The following is a 14,720-nucleotide window of genomic DNA, read 5'->3' as shown; positions in this document are numbered from 1 at the left end:
TGAGGGGAGAACTAGTATGATTTTAGGAGCAGTAAAGGTTAGTTTAATAATTAATATCATTTTGATTATTATTTTAGTTGGGTTAGCTGGTAACCAATTTTATCTTTGGTATATGGGTCGCCGTGCAGCTAAATTAGTAACAAATGAAGAATTTAATGAAGGTATGCGTAAGGCGCAAGTTGTTGATTTACGTGAAAAAAGTGAATTTGATGCTTCTCATATTATGGGAGCAAGAAATATTCCCTATTCTCAATTTAAAACAGCGATTGGTGGTTTAAGAAAAGATTTACCTCTTTACTTATATGACCAAGGTAAATCGATTAGTACTCGAGCAGCCTATAAATTACACAAACAAGGCTATACAGATATTACTATTTTGAAAACAGGTTTTTCAAAATGGGATGGTAGAACAAAAAAACGCTAAAAAGAAAAAGCATTGAGGAATGAAAATTCTTCAATGCTTTTATTAGTTTATGAATGGTGTGATGAACGGCTCTTACGTGTTGCACGTTTACGGTTTTCTTCAATCATTTGTTCTTTTTCTTCGATGGGTGCAACAACAGTTTTTTTAAAGGCAAAGACGCTACCAACTAATGCGCCTACAGTTGCAGCAGTTCCGACTAAGAAACCTTTTGAAAAGTTTTTCATTATGTAGACCTCCTTATTCATTTGACATCTTTATTATGACTTATTCAATCTAAAATTGCCACTAAAAGCACCGCTATTTTACGATTAATGATATAATAATTTTTGAAAGTTAGGGGTGACTTGTATATGCAGACCAAAATTTATGCGCATCGCGGAAGTAAGGGAACCAGACCAGAAAATACGTTAGTTAGTTTTCAGGCCGCAATAGATGCAGGAGCCGACGGCATTGAGACTGATGTTCAGTTGTCTAAAGATGGTGAACTAATCATTATGCATGATGAAAAAATTGATAGGACCACAAATTTAACAGGTAAGGTAGTAAATCTGACACTAGCGGAATTAAAAAAAGCAGATGCAGGAATTAAATTCAGTTCTGACTATCAAGGTGAACAAATTCCAACATTAAAAGAAGTAATTGAGTTGTTAAAAGATAACAACTTTAAAGGCACTTTTAATTTAGAATTAAAAACGAATCATATAGAATACCAAGGTATAGAAGAACTTGTAAATAAACAAATGGAACAATTACCATCAGATATTCATCTTTTGTATTCTAGTTTTAATCCAAACTCAATTCGTAGAATGCAAAAAATTAATCCTGATGCAGAATTCGCGAGTTTATTCCAATTTAAAATTAAAGAGTCGCGTCAATTGGCTAAGCATCATTTAATCACTAGCTTACACCCTGATGTGACCTGGCTGAGAGAACGACATGGCTTATTTTGGCCAAAGCTACTGATTCGCCCTTGGACAGTTAATTCAGTTAAGGATATGACTTATTGTTTTAAAAAGAAATATGATGCCATTTTTACAGATTTTCCTGCAAAAGCAATAGAAGTACGAAAAGATATTCAAGGAGATTAGAAATGACGCAAAAAGTATTGTTAATTGTTGGGCCAACTGCAGTTGGTAAAACTGATTTATCGATAAAATTAGCAAAAAAATTTAATGGTGAGATTATTTCAGGCGATTCTATGCAAGTTTACCGGAAATTAGATATAGGGACGGCTAAAATTACAGAAGATGAGATGGATGGAATTCCACATTATTTAATTAATCACAAGAATAGTGATGAACGTTATTCAGTCGCTGATTTTACAGTCGAAAGTCGCGCAGCAATTAGTGATATTGCCTCTAGAGGGAAATTACCAATAATTGTTGGTGGGACCGGATTTTATTTACAGGCATTACTTGATAATTTTCAATTGGGAACAGATAATGACGACGATTTAAATTTAAGAAAAGAATTACAAGAACGTAGTGAAAAAATCGGTCCTGAGGCACTTTGGCAAGAATTAGAAAGCTTAGATCCAAATGCAGCATTAAAAATTCCAGTTAATAATACGCTACGAGTAATCAGGGCATTAGAGGTTATTAAAAAATCAAATCAATTGTTTTCGGCGCAAGCGGATCAAAAAACGGATGAGTTTAACCCCTTTATTATTGGGTTATCGACTGATAGGTCAGTGCTATATGATCGGATTAATCGTCGAGTTGACCTTATGATTGGTTCCGGGCTGATTGATGAAGCAAAATGGCTTTTTAACCAAAAAACCAATGATTTACCAGCTAGTAAAGGTATTGGATATAAAGAGCTATATGCTTATTTTGAAGAAAAACAATCACTTGATGAAGCGACAGAGTTAATAAAACGCAACTCAAGGCGTTACGCAAAACGACAATTAACTTGGTTTAGAAATAAAATGGCAGTTAACTGGTTTGATTTAATCGAGCATCCGGAACAACTAAGTAAAATAGAAATACAAATAGTGGATTGGTTAAAAGGACAAAAGTCATAAGGAGAAGAATATATGCAAAAATGGATAGATAATTTATCACAGGAGTTAGCAAATGTTGTAGGAGAAGTTGATACTCAAATTGAACCAAGACTAAAAGAAATTGATGAACAGGTTTTGTTTAACCAACAAAAAGTCTTGGAAGCTTTTAAGAAAAATAATGTTTCTGAAACATATTTTGCCGGATCAACAGGATATGGATACGACGATATCGGCCGCGATGGACTTGATCGTATCTATGCAGATGTTTTCAAAACAGAAGCGGCAATGGTGAGACCACAAATTGTTTCAGGAACGCATTCAATTTCAACAGCCCTTTTTGGTATGTTACGACCAGGGGACGATTTATTATATATTACTGGGATGCCATACGATACGATTCAGGAAGTTATTGGTATTTCTGGAACGGGTATTGGTTCAATGAAAGAATATGGTATCGGGTTTGATTACGTCCCATTAACGGCTGACAATCATATGGATTCTAATGGTTTAAAAGAAAAGTTAACGGATAAGGTTAAAGTTGTTGCAATCCAACGTTCTCGTGGGTATGCAACTAGAGATAGTTTTATGGTATCTGAAATTGCTGAGATGATTAAAGAAGTTCGTAAAATTTCAAAAGATGTGATTATTTTTATCGATAACTGCTATGGTGAATTTTCTGAAACAATTGAACCAACAGAGGTAGGTGCTGATATCATGTCAGGGTCACTAATTAAAAATGCTGGTGGTGGTTTAGCTAAAACGGGTGGTTACATCGTTGGACGTGCTGATTTAATTGAAAAAGCTGGTTACCGCCTAACAACACCTGGTACTGGTAATGAAGAGGGCGCCACCTTAAATGTTATGAGAGATTTTATTCAAGGGTTCTTTTTAGCACCTCATGTAACAGGTGAGGCAATTAAAGGTGCTATCTATACGAGTGCATTACTTGAAAAAATGGGATTAGATGTGTCACCAAAATGGGATGCACCAAGAACTGATCTCATTCAAACGGTTAACTTTGGTAAACCAGAACCAATGGTTAAGTTTGCTCAAGCTATCCAACGTGAATCTCCCGTTGATGCATATGTTGAACCAAAACCAAGTGATATGGCTGGTTATGAAGATAAAGTTATTATGGCTGCGGGTACTTTTGTTGAAGGTGCTAGTGTCGAATTGTCAGCTGATGGTCCAATAAGAGAACCTTATACGCTTTATGTTCAGGGTGGGTTAACGTATGCGCATGTTAAGTTAGCAGTTACAGCTGCAGTTGAAAAAACATTCTATTGAACAATCGACTGTAAGCTATGTTATAAAATCTAACATTGTACGTTGACAGTCATTTATTTCCTTGTTACTATAAGGATGTAATTAAAAAGGAGGCTTGTTTATGAAAGAGAAGGAACTCAGACGATCATTAGCGGTATTACCAATTGGAACGGTAATGAAATTAACGGACTTAACGGCTCGTCAAATTCGTTATTATGAGGAGCAGGAGTTAATTATGCCCCAAAGAAATGATGGTAATCGCAGAATGTATTCACTGAATGATATTGATAAGTTATTTGAAATTAAAGATTATTTAGATGAAGGCATGAATATGGTTGGCATTAAAGAAATTTATTTTGAAAAGGAAGCACAGGCTAAAAAGCAACGCAAATTGTTAGAAAAGCCTTTGACAGATAATGATGTTAGACATATTTTTCAAAATGAATTTCTTTCAGTTAGTGGACTTAAAAATCCTGACGATCCTTCTTTTAACACAAACAAGCGTCTATAAATTATAAATACTGAGGAGAGATAAAATGGCAAAAGCTGCATACACTAAAGATGACATTGTTACAATGGCAAAAAAAGAGAACGTTAAATTTTTAAGACTTATGTTTACAGATTTATTCGGAATTATTAAGAACGTGGAAGTTCCGATTAGCCAACTAGACAAATTATTAGAAAACAAATTAATGTTCGATGGTTCTTCAATCGACGGATTCGTTCGAATCGAAGAAAGTGATATGTACTTATACCCAGATTTATCAACTTGGATGATTTTCCCATGGGAACATGAACATGGAAAAATTGCGCGTATTATTTGTGAAGTTTATAACGCTGAACGTAAACCATTCCAAGGTGATCCAAGAAATAACCTTATCCGTGTCTTAAAAGAAATGAATGATTTAGGGTTTACTGAATTTAATATTGGACCTGAACCAGAATTTTTCTTATTTAAATTAGACCCTATAACGGGAAAACCTACAACACAATTAAACGATAAAGGTAGCTATTTTGATTTAGCACCAGTTGATTTAGGTGAAAATTGTCGTCGAGATATCGTGTTAGAACTTGAAAACATGGGTTTTGATGTTGAAGCTTCTCATCATGAAGTAGCACCTGGCCAACATGAAATTGATTTTAAATACGCAGATGCTTTACAAGCCTGTGATAACATCCAAACATTTAAATTAGTCGTTAAAACGGTAGCTAGAAAACATGGTCTACATGCGACATTTATGCCAAAACCATTGAATGGAATTAATGGTTCAGGGATGCATATTAATATGTCATTATTTCATAAAGATGGTAATGCATTCTTTGATGAAAAAGATAAGATGCAATTATCTGAAGATGCCTACCACTTCTTAGGTGGTTTATTACAACATGCACGTGGTTACACAGCAATTACTAATCCAACAGTTAACTCATATAAACGTCTTGTCCCTGGATTTGAGGCACCTGTTTATGTTGCTTGGTCTGGACGTAACCGATCGCCATTAGTTCGTGTACCAATGGCTCGTGGGTTATCAACTCGATTAGAGTTAAGAAGTGTTGATGCAACTGCTAATCCTTATCTTGTTATTGCGGCTATTTTAGAAGCAGGACTTGATGGACTTAGAAATAAAGTTGTACCACCTGCATCTGTTGATAGAAATATTTACGTAATGAACCGTCAAGAACGCCAAGATAATCATATTAGTGACTTACCATCGACACTACACAATGCCATTAAAGCATTGGAAAAAGATGATATCATGGAAAAAGCAATGGGTCCTCATTTATATCCAAGCTTTATTGAAGCCAAAAAATTAGAATGGGCTGCTTACCGTCAAGAAGTTTCTGAATGGGAAAGAGATCAATATTTAGAACTTTATTAAAAAAAGTGTAATAAAGGTTTGAAATGACTAACTAAATGATTGATAATGAAACTAGGACAAGTAAAATTGTTTTAGTTTTTTTGATTATGCAAAGAAAAATCACAATACATAGTAAAAAAAATAATCATTAAATATGAATAAGGGGTAAACTATGATAAAAGACAATCAATTTAATTTATCGGATCACAGTGAAGCTACAAACAATATCGAACGCACTCTATCTAAAAAAGTTGAGTACTTAAATCAACTTAGAGAGGCGATTAAACAAGAAGATGATCGATTAGTTTATCAACTCATTAACCAATCTCGTTACGCACAACTAGTGTTAAAGAAAAGAAGCGTTTCGGAATCTGCCATTCAAGAAGAGTTGGTCATTAAAGATTATCCACAAATTCAACAATATTTAAGTTTGAAACTTATCTCATATTTACGTGATACGTATCCATTCTTCTATTTTGAAGAAATGGAAGTTGGAAAATTCAAAATTCATTTTGGTAATTGGTGGGATCGAAAAGAATTTGGCTATTTAGACGTTTTAAATGTTGAATTTAAATTTGATGAAGAAGAACTAGCTAAATTAGCTAAGTCTTTTGAATTGGAAGAAACGAATAAACGTGTTAATACAGATAAAATTAATCAAATATCAATTCAAAATAAAGAACGTCAAGAATTAGTTGATTCTCAGGATGAACGTGACGCTGAAAAAGACAAAATTCGCGAAGATATGAAACGTAATTCACAAGAAAAAGGGCGTCCTTGGGATGCTGGACGTATTCGTGAAGAACGTCGCGTGTTAAAAGAAAGATTAACAGAGTTAACTGAGATGGATGAAAAAGCCAGCAGTGCATATCAAGATATTAAATCAAGTGAGACTGATGTTTTAAGTTTAGCCAAAGAAGATACGTTGATTGGTTATGAAAGACAAAGTGTTATTGGTATATTTGGTGATTTTGAAAAATTCACTAAACAAAATGATGCCTTATATTACAGTTATTTATCTCACTTAATTAGTCAAAAAGGACAGGTGACTGAATAATGGCTGAAAAAGAAAAGCAGTTAGTTTCTACAAAATCGCGTTTAGTAAACTTTAATGAACAAATTAAATTAAGTCTGAACAATGGGATTAAATTTACGGAAACATTAGATGTTTTAATGAATACCCAGGATAAAGTTGAGTTGATTGATGCCGCAATGAGTTTGATGGGTTATCAACTTGACACTAATTATTTAACATTCCCGCAAAAATATAGTGCTGCAGATTATTGTTTACTCTTCTTTAACCGTTTAATGGACTTGCATGATAATGAAACGGCTATTTTACACTTCTCAGAGCCTAGAAAAGCACTTGTCCATGAAATACCTGGGATTAATGTCGTAGATAGTTTTTCCTTTAAAATTGATGATAATGATGGCGCTTATTATGTTGCACAAGAATCAGGAGAATCTTTATTTTATTTAAATTTACGTAAAAGAATGATTCGAATTAATAGTACAGCTATTACAAATGTCTTAATTGTTAGTTACTTGGAAAAATTAGACGCAAAATCGATTAAATATCTTGAAATGATGTTAATTGATTTTGCGACGTATTTAAAAGAAGATTATGGATTTAGCGTTGATCTTAATCTATTGGATTCAGGTAATCCAGCAAGATACGAATTGTCTGAAGATATACTTAAACGAAGTGTTATCGATGAATTATTTGTACTTGCTTCAGAAAATGAGTTAATGGTTGAAGCAGGCGCAAATAATAGTGCTGTTTTAAAATTAGCTAAATCTGAAATAACAATTTATGATCAACAACAAATGGGTGAGAGTGATAATGAAAAATGGGTCGTTGCTGTTATGGATGCTGCCCAAGAAATTTCATGGTTCGATATTTTGTTGAATGAACCTTTCATTAGAAATTGGTACTTGAATAATATAAATGAATTAAGTATTAAATCAGATCCCTTGATTTTTAAATAATAAAAAAATGTCTGTCCGTTAGTTACTAGTGGGCAGATTTTTTTGGAGGAAAATTTAGTGAACTTAACAGATATGATCCAAATGGAACGAAGCTTTGATCGGGATGTTATTCAAGATAAAAAAATTAGATGGAGTCCTGAAGAGAGATTGTTTAACGCCTATGTGAGCTTGGATGTTGAACTATCAGAATTAGCCAACACGGTTGAATGGTTTAAAGTCTGGAAAGAAAATCGTGGACAAAAAATGGAAAAAGGCAAAACGCATGAAGAGACAGTACTCTCAGAATATGTTGATGCAATGAGTTTCTTTTTTAATATTGCCAATCAAAATAAATGGACCTATTTATTATTAATTAGTGACGAAGAGATGGATGATTTTGCAAAAAAGCCTATGACAATGTCATTGAATAAAGTCTTTTTATCGTTAAAATTAATGATTTCTAAAAGTTTATTTAGTCATAAATTAGAAGATTTTAAACATGCTTGGCATCTTTTTATTAAATTCGGGTTAGTTGATTTAAAATTGTCTTGGAATGATATTGAAAATGAATTTGTTAAAAAAAATATGGAAAATATTGAAAGACAAGAAAATAATTATTAATTAAAACAGTCTTAAATTGGAGCTAACCAATAATATTGGACAAAAATTTAAGCAGGTTACTGAATTTTAAGAGCTTGGTATCGTATTATTAGTAATTAATTTACAACTGAGCGTCGTAAATAAGGAATCATTAATAATTCGTATTTTAAATTTTAATAAAGAAAAGCCTTCGACATTGGATTTTTGTCCAATATTGAAGGCTTTTTTGTGTTAATAACTGAATAACAGTTTTTATTTGAATGAGACTAATCTCTTTTAAAATTAACTTAAGTAAAAAATCAAGAACCAGTATCAAAATTAAAATCAGCACCATCTTCAGATTCATGAATATGAACGTCTTTAGCAGACGAAGTACTATCATTAATATCAAAGCTCTCAGAAGAAGATGTCTTCTTAGTAGATGATGAAGATTCTTTAGAAGAATCTTTGGCCTTAGAAGATGAGGCCTTTGTGTTGGATGATGCAGACGACTGTTGAGAAGAAGAGCTATTTTTGTTAGAACTGGAATCAGAATTATAACTATATTCGCAAGCAGACAATAGTAGCATTGATACGCTTAGAACCCCTAGTAAGCTAATAAATTTTTTCATTTTAAATCCCCCAATATTTTTATGGTGCAAAGCGAGCAGTAGGAATCGCACCTACTAAAAGTATCTATACGCTCGTTAGAAATTTATGTTAAATTTTGTTTATTAGTGCTTAGCAGGAGCTTGTTTGAGTGTGAAAACTGCTGCAATGATTAATAAAATAAATGTAGGAAGGGCAAAAACCATTGATAAAAGAAATAAACCGCAACCAATAATACCAAGAACATGGCCAGTAATAGAGATATCAGCTTTTCTTGATTGAACAAGTGCAACAATGTGAAGAATAAGGCCAATTCCTAGCATAATATAAAAGAAAATAGCTGTACCGCTAGTTAAGGTTGATGTTCCAGAGACAGCGTGTGATGTTACAGTAGATTTATTGATACCAGTTAAAATAACGATAAGCCAAGAAAAGGCTACTAATATAGTATTTATGATATCGAAAGTACCTGCTGCAGTGTTAATTTTTAGTTTCATGAAGAATTCCCCCGTATGGAGCTTTTAACGTGATTCCCTATCTGCACGTAAGTATTCTATTTTATGTATATGATATTTTATAAGGCAGTGAAGAAAGCGATGGCGCCTAGAAAGATACCCGGTACGTTTGCAAAGAATATAGGCCAGTCTTTATTTTTACCACATACGCCATAGACAGTCCAAAATATGCAATTAATACAGGCAACCAAGGGCTGAACAGGATTACCCTGGCTACCATTAAGGTTGGAAATGATTTGTGGGATGTATGAGACATACATTAAGATAGATAAAATACTTGCAAACTTCCCGATTTTTTCTAGAGTGCTATCATTTAATAATTTCATTCTAATTCCTCCAAACTTTTTTATGCCTCTCTATAATAACTAATTATCAGTTATTCTACAAATTATAACAACTGGGAGTAGGTAAAAATGTTTGGTGTTGGTGAAAATAAACTTGTGGATGATTTTTATTATTAAAATGCATCAAAATTTTCTTGGGTGATAAATTAATTATTTAAATGAAGGCTAGGTATTTGTTTAGGTTAATATCTTACTAATTCAGAACTGTTATTGTAAACTCAGTATTTTGTTTTTAACTAATACTGACTATTTATGAAATTGCTGGATCTGAATAGCAAAGCTATAGAATGTTGAATAAATGATATTTAAATAGTGGTACATTCAGTAGAAACTATAGGACTAATAGTTTCTGTTAACAGATGACTACGTATCAAAAAAATTTACAGGGATGAGTTAATGCGTTGCTCTAATCAGAATGACGTTCCTCAGATGATTATCAAATTTAACAATAATTTTTCTTATAAAGGTAGCGCAGTTATTGATACTATTCATGAGTTGACCATTTAGGAGAAGAATGAAGTAATCAGAGAAATTACACTACTTGAGTTTCATTAATGATTTAGATAACATAAAACCCACTTAGTAAGGTGACTTATACATACAACTATTACTCTGACTGGCAATGATTATAACAAACGTAAAGGGGGAAATGCTATATCTTCATTTAACGAACTATTCCCACAAGTCAATGAAAAATCTACAATTAATAAGGTTAAACGTTTTTTTAAAGTATGGTTACCAAAAATGCAGAGATATAGTCAGAAGGATATTAGCGGAATTAAGTCGCCAATTATCATGGATATGCCTAAAAAGTACCTCAGGGAACAATCAACACGAAGAGACCATAACTAAACGTATCTATGCTGAGCAAGTTATTAATAATGTTCTAGTAGCTTTAAAGAGTTGTGACACTATTAGTAGAAAAATATTAATAGATGTCTATATTGCAGAAGATAATAAATAAAATGATATTGAAATGGATGATTTAGGATATGAAAAGACGAGATACAGTTTTTACAAGAATCGAGCATGCTTACAGTTTGCTGATTCATTCTTAATTGAAGACTTACATGATTTCAAAAAGTGAACATTTAGTGAACAAATTGAAGTGATTAATCTGTTATATTAGTAATATGATATTTTGATATCAGTTATTAATCTCTAATCCAAATATTTATACACACATGAGAAAGGTATTGTTTACCTGTCTTTTTTATTGTTTAATAATAGAGCGAGTATAAATTATTTGGAGGAGTAACTATTTGGACAATTATTATGTATTTAAATTAAATTTAGCACCAAATATAATTAGAACTTACGTTGAAAGAAAATCAGAAGGTTGGAAACAGCTTAAACATAATGTAATAAAGGATGATCTAACTAATAGTTTTGGAATACCTAATGGATTTGAAAGGGGAACATATTTAAATTTTATTTTTAAGGATACTGATGTTAAAGAAGAATTATCCAAATCTATAGAATATACAGAATTTGTTGCTCAATCTAAAAAAATAGAAGAGGAATATTTTGCTGTTATAGAAAACTATGAAAAAAATTCGGGCATTTTATGGACAAAAGAATTTTTGGGCGTTACAAAAGTTGAAATGAGAACAAAAATGGACAAATTACTTAAAAAATATCCATTTTTAAAAGAATCATTAGATGATGTTTTAGAAGATGATATAATAGGCAACTTAAAAGGGTACGGACGTTACGGACATGGTCGTAAAATGATGCTAGAGGCTAGAAAAATAATACGGTATATTCAGGATAAAGAATATATAAATGCTGGAGTGAATTTTTTTTATGAATTGGAAACTGAAAAAATTTTAATTTCTACTAATGACAAAAGTTTGAAAGAAGCTATTAGTATGTCTGAAAGAATAGAATCATTTATAAATACAGCAGAAAATACCAATATGGGTGCTGTATCAGTTAATGCAGTTCAAGATAGCGTTAGCATTAAGCAAGATTATGCAAGAGTAACAGTACATCTTGTCTATCCTAATGGTGCCCAGCAAGTTGAAGATAGGGACCTTGCTAGTCGAAAACGTATAAATGCTGAAGATGTGAAAAAAATATATAGTGCCCCTAGAGGAGAAAAAGTAAATACAGTAGAGTTAAGTAAACAATTGGGTGAAGATGCTAAGCGAGGATACCTTAAATCGATAAAACATAGGGCAATGAGTATAATGAAAATTGTACCTGTAATAGTTAATAAAAATTTTCATAAATAGGTGATAGTATGGTAGATAATAAATCATTGATGAGAGCATTATGGACTTCAAAACGAGCAACTATATGCAATATATACTCTAAAATTGGAATTTCGATAAATGTAATATTTACAATAATATATTTATTTTTTCCGGATATTATTAATGTTAATTATGAAGTTTCAAGCTTATTGGGTATTTCTGTTACCGGATTATCTTTTACATTCGCATTATTTGTTGCGGTTAAAAGTATCTTTGATATAGATAATTTAGGACACATATATTTAGTTTCTAAAACAGATACTCAATTAAAAAACGTATTTGTTGAAATATTCACACCATTTATGTGGACTTCATTTTTATGGCTAACCATAGTTGGAATATCAATTAGTACTATGTTAATATCATTTGAAACCTTTATTGATTTTGAAGTAATTTTGTATTTGAAAGGAATAGTTTTAATTTTAGTATTTACGGCGTCTTTGAATATTTTTGGGCTTATTTTAGACATCATCCGAGATACTCAAAAAAAGGCTATAGAGGCTGGAGAAGAAGAAGCTGAGTCAATAATAAAAAATAATAAAATGAAGTGAACCCTAAATATTGGACGAAGCTTTATGCAGCATTCTGGGTTATAAAAATTCGGTGTTCAACCGGGCTTTTACAACCCAATTTTATTTTAATTCGTGAAAAATTATAGTCATTTATCCAAACCGGTACTTGTGAAACTAGTGTTTCATATGTATCGGTTTCTTTTTGATAGAAAGCTTCAGCTTTCATAATATGGAAAAAGCTTTCCATGGCAGCGTTATCTAAACATGTTGCTTTACGTGACATACTCTGAAAAATACGATATTTTTTGAGAATAGTAACCCAATTTTTGTGTTGATATTGGAATCCTTGGTCAGAATGAATCGTCGTTCGATAATTTAAATCTTTTGGGATTTTTGCAATTGCTTGTTTCAAAACCTTTGTTGTAAATTTAACTGTTGGATGTTTACTAATCTGATGACTTAGAATTTTGCCTGAAAACAGATCATAAATACAGGTGAAATGGGCCCGTTCATCGATTGTTTCGTCACCCCAACGGACTTCTGTAACATCTGTTGCTAGTTTTTGATAAGGTCGGTCCGAAAAGAAACGGCGATTAATCAGGTTTTTAGAAACGGTACCAACTTTTCCTTTATACGAGTTGTATTTGCGTGTCTGGCTGAAATTGAAGTAGCTCCCATAAATTAAATCTCCTTAAATTTTTAAAATTTTGTAGCAATACGACCAATGAGCCTTGCACTCATAGCCAGCTTAACTGGTGGTCGAAAGGGTAGTTAGGCGTCCATTACAATAACTTGTAATTCTTCAGTTACAAATTGATTGATGCCTGCTAAAAATTCTTTAAAATAAGTTGTTTCATTGTGGAAGTTAACTGCGTCTTGGTCTTGCCAATGCTCAATTATTGCATAACGATTGTTGGCACCTAATTGTTTAAAATGATTGTATGAAATATTACCAGATTCTTTTTTTGATTGCGTCACTAGAGGATCAATAAAATGTTCATATTCTGTAATACAATTTTCATTAACAACTAAACTAACATTAAAAACTTTCATGATAATATTCTCCTTTTTAGCTTTTAACGTGATTCCTATGCACGTAGATAAACAAAAACGAGCAGCAGGAGTTGCACCTGCTTGAAGTATCTATACACTCGTTAAAATTAGTTAAATATTTATTCCCAAGTTGAGTCCCCGTAAGTGACAGAGAACGGACCAGCATTAGAAGTTGTAAAGTATAATGTCATTACAGCTTTTTTTCCGGCAGCTATTGAATTTGGAATATTACCAGAGTAAGTCTCTGAATTAAATTCCCCAATAGTATCATCACTATCATAGACGTCAAACTTTTGACCATTGAAATCTAGTGGACCTGTACCATTATTTTGAACGGTTACTTTAACAGCAACTTGTGTATCACCGGATTTAACATCATTTAAAGGAACTGACGTTTCTTTTTCAGCAGAGTCAACGGTTATCTTTGAGTCGTCAGTTAAATCTACAGAATCGCCAAAAGATGAAGTAGATTCTGAATCGGATTCATCATCAGTGTATGACTCATCGTCAGATTCTGAATCAGATTCAGATTCATCGTCAACATATGAATCATCATCGTCATCATAACTAGAATCATCATCTGATTCTGACGAGTCACTAGCACTTGACGATCTAAAATTAGACGATGAACGCGCTGACGAATCTTTATCAGATGTTACCGACATCACGCTAAAAGAAATAATTGATATGCCTAAACCGGCAATCAATAAAATTAGTGGTATTAAATTAGAAGCTTTATTACCCCAAGCTACAATAAACCAAGTTACACCTGTAAAAAAAACAACTAAACCAATAAGAAAAATAATTGTAAATGTAGTACTCATGAATATATTTCCTCCGAAATCTATATCTCTACTCCTAGAAATATGATAAAATTATTTGTTAATATATTTATACCCTCTAACTTGCTACCAACAGGTTAGGGGATTTTTTAATAGTTTTATTTCAAACAATTTACTAAAGCTTAAGTAATTGCTTGATATTTTTAACGTGTTTTCCAGTAATACAATATAAAGCGTTGCCAACAGCCTTACCGACAGAAAATGCTTTCTTATCGCCTGATATTTTAATACTTTAGTAGATTTATTGATAAAAATATCCATGCAACAAATATGCAACAAATGTTTTGAGCATTCTATCCTTTATAGTCTGTTTTCACCTAAATAAAAAAATAGGAACGCCCGTTTAAAGGCATTCCTATTTTTATAAATCGGTCTAGAATGGATATCTATGACTCGGGTGAGATTCGAACTCACGACCGTCCGCTTAGAAGGCGGATGCTCTATCCAGCTGAGCTACCGAGTCATAACAACATTTAATAGTATATGATA

At 32.4% G+C, this 14,720-nt stretch carries 17 protein-coding genes, 1 tRNA gene and 1 pseudogene; 11 read left to right on the top strand and 8 right to left on the bottom strand.

The genetic code is table 11. The features are described from left to right. The first annotated feature begins 16 nt into the window (after positions 1 to 16). Positions 17 to 424, top strand: a complete 408-nt coding sequence (locus tag AC1RPX_RS03080; protein ID WP_481761228.1) for a rhodanese-like domain-containing protein — start codon at positions 17 to 19, stop codon at positions 422 to 424. A gap of 47 nt (positions 425 to 471) precedes the next feature. Here the strand turns inward: AC1RPX_RS03080 and AC1RPX_RS03075 are convergent, their stop codons facing one another. Beyond that, positions 472 to 648, bottom strand: coding sequence for a DUF3042 family protein (locus AC1RPX_RS03075; RefSeq protein WP_409022655.1), 177 nt, complete (start codon positions 646 to 648; stop codon positions 472 to 474). A gap of 126 nt (positions 649 to 774) precedes the next feature. Here AC1RPX_RS03075 and AC1RPX_RS03070 point away from each other — a divergent pair, with 126 nt between their 5' ends. From AC1RPX_RS03070 to AC1RPX_RS03035, 8 genes are all read left to right on the top strand, one after another. Then, positions 775 to 1,512, top strand: coding sequence for a glycerophosphodiester phosphodiesterase (locus AC1RPX_RS03070; RefSeq protein ID WP_481761229.1), 738 nt, complete (start codon positions 775 to 777; stop codon positions 1,510 to 1,512). A 2-nt stretch (positions 1,513 to 1,514) separates the two neighbouring features. Further along, the gene (gene miaA, locus AC1RPX_RS03065) at positions 1,515 to 2,447 is read left to right on the top strand and encodes a tRNA (adenosine(37)-N6)-dimethylallyltransferase MiaA (RefSeq protein WP_481761230.1); all 933 of its coding nucleotides are present in this window, start codon (positions 1,515 to 1,517) and stop codon (positions 2,445 to 2,447) included. A 12-nt stretch (positions 2,448 to 2,459) separates the two neighbouring features. Next, complete coding sequence (locus AC1RPX_RS03060; protein WP_481761231.1) at positions 2,460 to 3,713, top strand: methionine gamma-lyase family protein; 1,254 nt, start codon at positions 2,460 to 2,462, stop codon at positions 3,711 to 3,713. 100 nt (positions 3,714 to 3,813) lie between these two features. Next, on the top strand, positions 3,814 to 4,203 hold the full coding sequence (locus AC1RPX_RS03055) for a MerR family transcriptional regulator (protein WP_481761232.1): 390 nt from the start codon (positions 3,814 to 3,816) through the stop codon (positions 4,201 to 4,203). Positions 4,204 to 4,228: 25 nt separating this feature from the next. Next, entirely contained in the window at positions 4,229 to 5,572 is a 1,344-nt protein-coding gene (gene glnA / locus AC1RPX_RS03050) for a type I glutamate--ammonia ligase (protein ID WP_409022650.1), read from the top strand. A 151-nt stretch (positions 5,573 to 5,723) separates the two neighbouring features. Next, positions 5,724 to 6,608 carry an exonuclease SbcC gene (locus AC1RPX_RS03045; RefSeq protein WP_481761233.1) on the top strand — a complete coding sequence of 295 codons (885 nt, stop codon included), beginning with the start codon at positions 5,724 to 5,726 and terminating at the stop codon, positions 6,606 to 6,608. Continuing rightward, positions 6,608 to 7,540 carry a hypothetical protein gene (locus AC1RPX_RS03040; RefSeq protein ID WP_481761234.1) on the top strand — a complete coding sequence of 311 codons (933 nt, stop codon included), beginning with the start codon at positions 6,608 to 6,610 and terminating at the stop codon, positions 7,538 to 7,540. The genes AC1RPX_RS03045 and AC1RPX_RS03040 overlap by 1 nt, the downstream gene beginning before the upstream one ends. 57 nt (positions 7,541 to 7,597) lie before the next feature. Then, entirely contained in the window at positions 7,598 to 8,140 is a 543-nt protein-coding gene (locus AC1RPX_RS03035; protein WP_481761235.1) for a dUTP diphosphatase, read from the top strand. 278 nt (positions 8,141 to 8,418) lie between these two features. On the opposite strand, the gene AC1RPX_RS03030 is transcribed toward AC1RPX_RS03035, so the two are convergent. The 3 genes from AC1RPX_RS03030 to AC1RPX_RS03020 all read right to left on the bottom strand — a co-directional run bounded on the left by AC1RPX_RS03030 (position 8,419) and on the right by AC1RPX_RS03020 (position 9,548). Beyond that, positions 8,419 to 8,688: a hypothetical protein gene (locus AC1RPX_RS03030; RefSeq protein WP_481762174.1), complete on the bottom strand. Its 270-nt coding sequence runs from the start codon at positions 8,686 to 8,688 to the stop codon at positions 8,419 to 8,421. Between the two features lie 144 nt (positions 8,689 to 8,832). Next, positions 8,833 to 9,204: a transporter gene (locus tag AC1RPX_RS03025; protein ID WP_409022645.1), complete on the bottom strand. Its 372-nt coding sequence runs from the start codon at positions 9,202 to 9,204 to the stop codon at positions 8,833 to 8,835. Positions 9,205 to 9,281: 77 nt separating this feature from the next. Further along, positions 9,282 to 9,548 carry a SemiSWEET family transporter gene (locus AC1RPX_RS03020; protein WP_481761237.1) on the bottom strand — a complete coding sequence of 89 codons (267 nt, stop codon included), beginning with the start codon at positions 9,546 to 9,548 and terminating at the stop codon, positions 9,282 to 9,284. A 1,280-nt stretch (positions 9,549 to 10,828) separates the two neighbouring features. On the opposite strand from AC1RPX_RS03020, the gene AC1RPX_RS03015 reads away from it, so the two are divergent. Continuing rightward, the gene (locus tag AC1RPX_RS03015; RefSeq protein WP_481761239.1) at positions 10,829 to 11,803 is read left to right on the top strand and encodes a hypothetical protein; all 975 of its coding nucleotides are present in this window, start codon (positions 10,829 to 10,831) and stop codon (positions 11,801 to 11,803) included. 8 nt (positions 11,804 to 11,811) lie between these two features. Next, entirely contained in the window at positions 11,812 to 12,375 is a 564-nt protein-coding gene (locus AC1RPX_RS03010; protein ID WP_481761240.1) for a hypothetical protein, read from the top strand. 22 nt (positions 12,376 to 12,397) lie between these two features. Here AC1RPX_RS03010 and AC1RPX_RS03005 read toward each other — a convergent pair. From AC1RPX_RS03005 to AC1RPX_RS02990, 4 genes and pseudogenes are all read right to left on the bottom strand, one after another. Then, a pseudogene (locus AC1RPX_RS03005) lies at positions 12,398 to 12,991 on the bottom strand (IS3 family transposase); the annotation flags it as partial. Between the two features lie 116 nt (positions 12,992 to 13,107). Continuing rightward, the gene (locus AC1RPX_RS03000) at positions 13,108 to 13,389 is read right to left on the bottom strand and encodes a putative quinol monooxygenase (protein ID WP_481761241.1); all 282 of its coding nucleotides are present in this window, start codon (positions 13,387 to 13,389) and stop codon (positions 13,108 to 13,110) included. 119 nt (positions 13,390 to 13,508) lie between these two features. Further along, complete coding sequence (locus tag AC1RPX_RS02995) at positions 13,509 to 14,213, bottom strand: DUF4352 domain-containing protein (protein ID WP_481761242.1); 705 nt, start codon at positions 14,211 to 14,213, stop codon at positions 13,509 to 13,511. Between the two features lie 407 nt (positions 14,214 to 14,620). After that, a tRNA-Arg gene (locus AC1RPX_RS02990) sits at positions 14,621 to 14,694 on the bottom strand. Positions 14,695 to 14,720: the final 26 nt, after the last annotated feature.

The sequence above is a fragment of the Dellaglioa sp. CoH-56-MRSF-14 genome (assembly GCF_056782115.1).
The sequence above is the reverse complement of the archived record's forward strand: the minus strand, read 5'-3'. Positions and strand labels throughout refer to the sequence as shown.

Excerpts from the sequence above, each read along its gene's own strand:
- AC1RPX_RS03080 (WP_481761228.1), top strand. The coding sequence starts at position 17 with ATGATTTTAGGAGCAGTAAAGGTTAGTTTAATAATTAATATCATTTTG.
- AC1RPX_RS03075 (WP_409022655.1), bottom strand. The coding sequence starts at position 648 with ATGAAAAACTTTTCAAAAGGTTTCTTAGTCGGAACTGCTGCAACTGTA.
- AC1RPX_RS03070 (WP_481761229.1), top strand. The coding sequence starts at position 775 with ATGCAGACCAAAATTTATGCGCATCGCGGAAGTAAGGGAACCAGACCA.
- miaA (WP_481761230.1), top strand. The coding sequence starts at position 1,515 with ATGACGCAAAAAGTATTGTTAATTGTTGGGCCAACTGCAGTTGGTAAA.
- AC1RPX_RS03060 (WP_481761231.1), top strand. The coding sequence starts at position 2,460 with ATGCAAAAATGGATAGATAATTTATCACAGGAGTTAGCAAATGTTGTA.
- AC1RPX_RS03055 (WP_481761232.1), top strand. The coding sequence starts at position 3,814 with ATGAAAGAGAAGGAACTCAGACGATCATTAGCGGTATTACCAATTGGA.
- glnA (WP_409022650.1), top strand. The coding sequence starts at position 4,229 with ATGGCAAAAGCTGCATACACTAAAGATGACATTGTTACAATGGCAAAA.
- AC1RPX_RS03045 (WP_481761233.1), top strand. The coding sequence starts at position 5,724 with ATGATAAAAGACAATCAATTTAATTTATCGGATCACAGTGAAGCTACA.
- AC1RPX_RS03040 (WP_481761234.1), top strand. The coding sequence starts at position 6,608 with ATGGCTGAAAAAGAAAAGCAGTTAGTTTCTACAAAATCGCGTTTAGTA.
- AC1RPX_RS03030 (WP_481762174.1), bottom strand. The coding sequence starts at position 8,688 with ATGCTACTATTGTCTGCTTGCGAATATAGTTATAATTCTGATTCCAGT.
- AC1RPX_RS03025 (WP_409022645.1), bottom strand. The coding sequence starts at position 9,204 with ATGAAACTAAAAATTAACACTGCAGCAGGTACTTTCGATATCATAAAT.
- AC1RPX_RS03020 (WP_481761237.1), bottom strand. The coding sequence starts at position 9,548 with ATGAAATTATTAAATGATAGCACTCTAGAAAAAATCGGGAAGTTTGCA.
- AC1RPX_RS03010 (WP_481761240.1), top strand. The coding sequence starts at position 11,812 with ATGGTAGATAATAAATCATTGATGAGAGCATTATGGACTTCAAAACGA.
- AC1RPX_RS03000 (WP_481761241.1), bottom strand. The coding sequence starts at position 13,389 with ATGAAAGTTTTTAATGTTAGTTTAGTTGTTAATGAAAATTGTATTACA.
- AC1RPX_RS02995 (WP_481761242.1), bottom strand. The coding sequence starts at position 14,213 with ATGAGTACTACATTTACAATTATTTTTCTTATTGGTTTAGTTGTTTTT.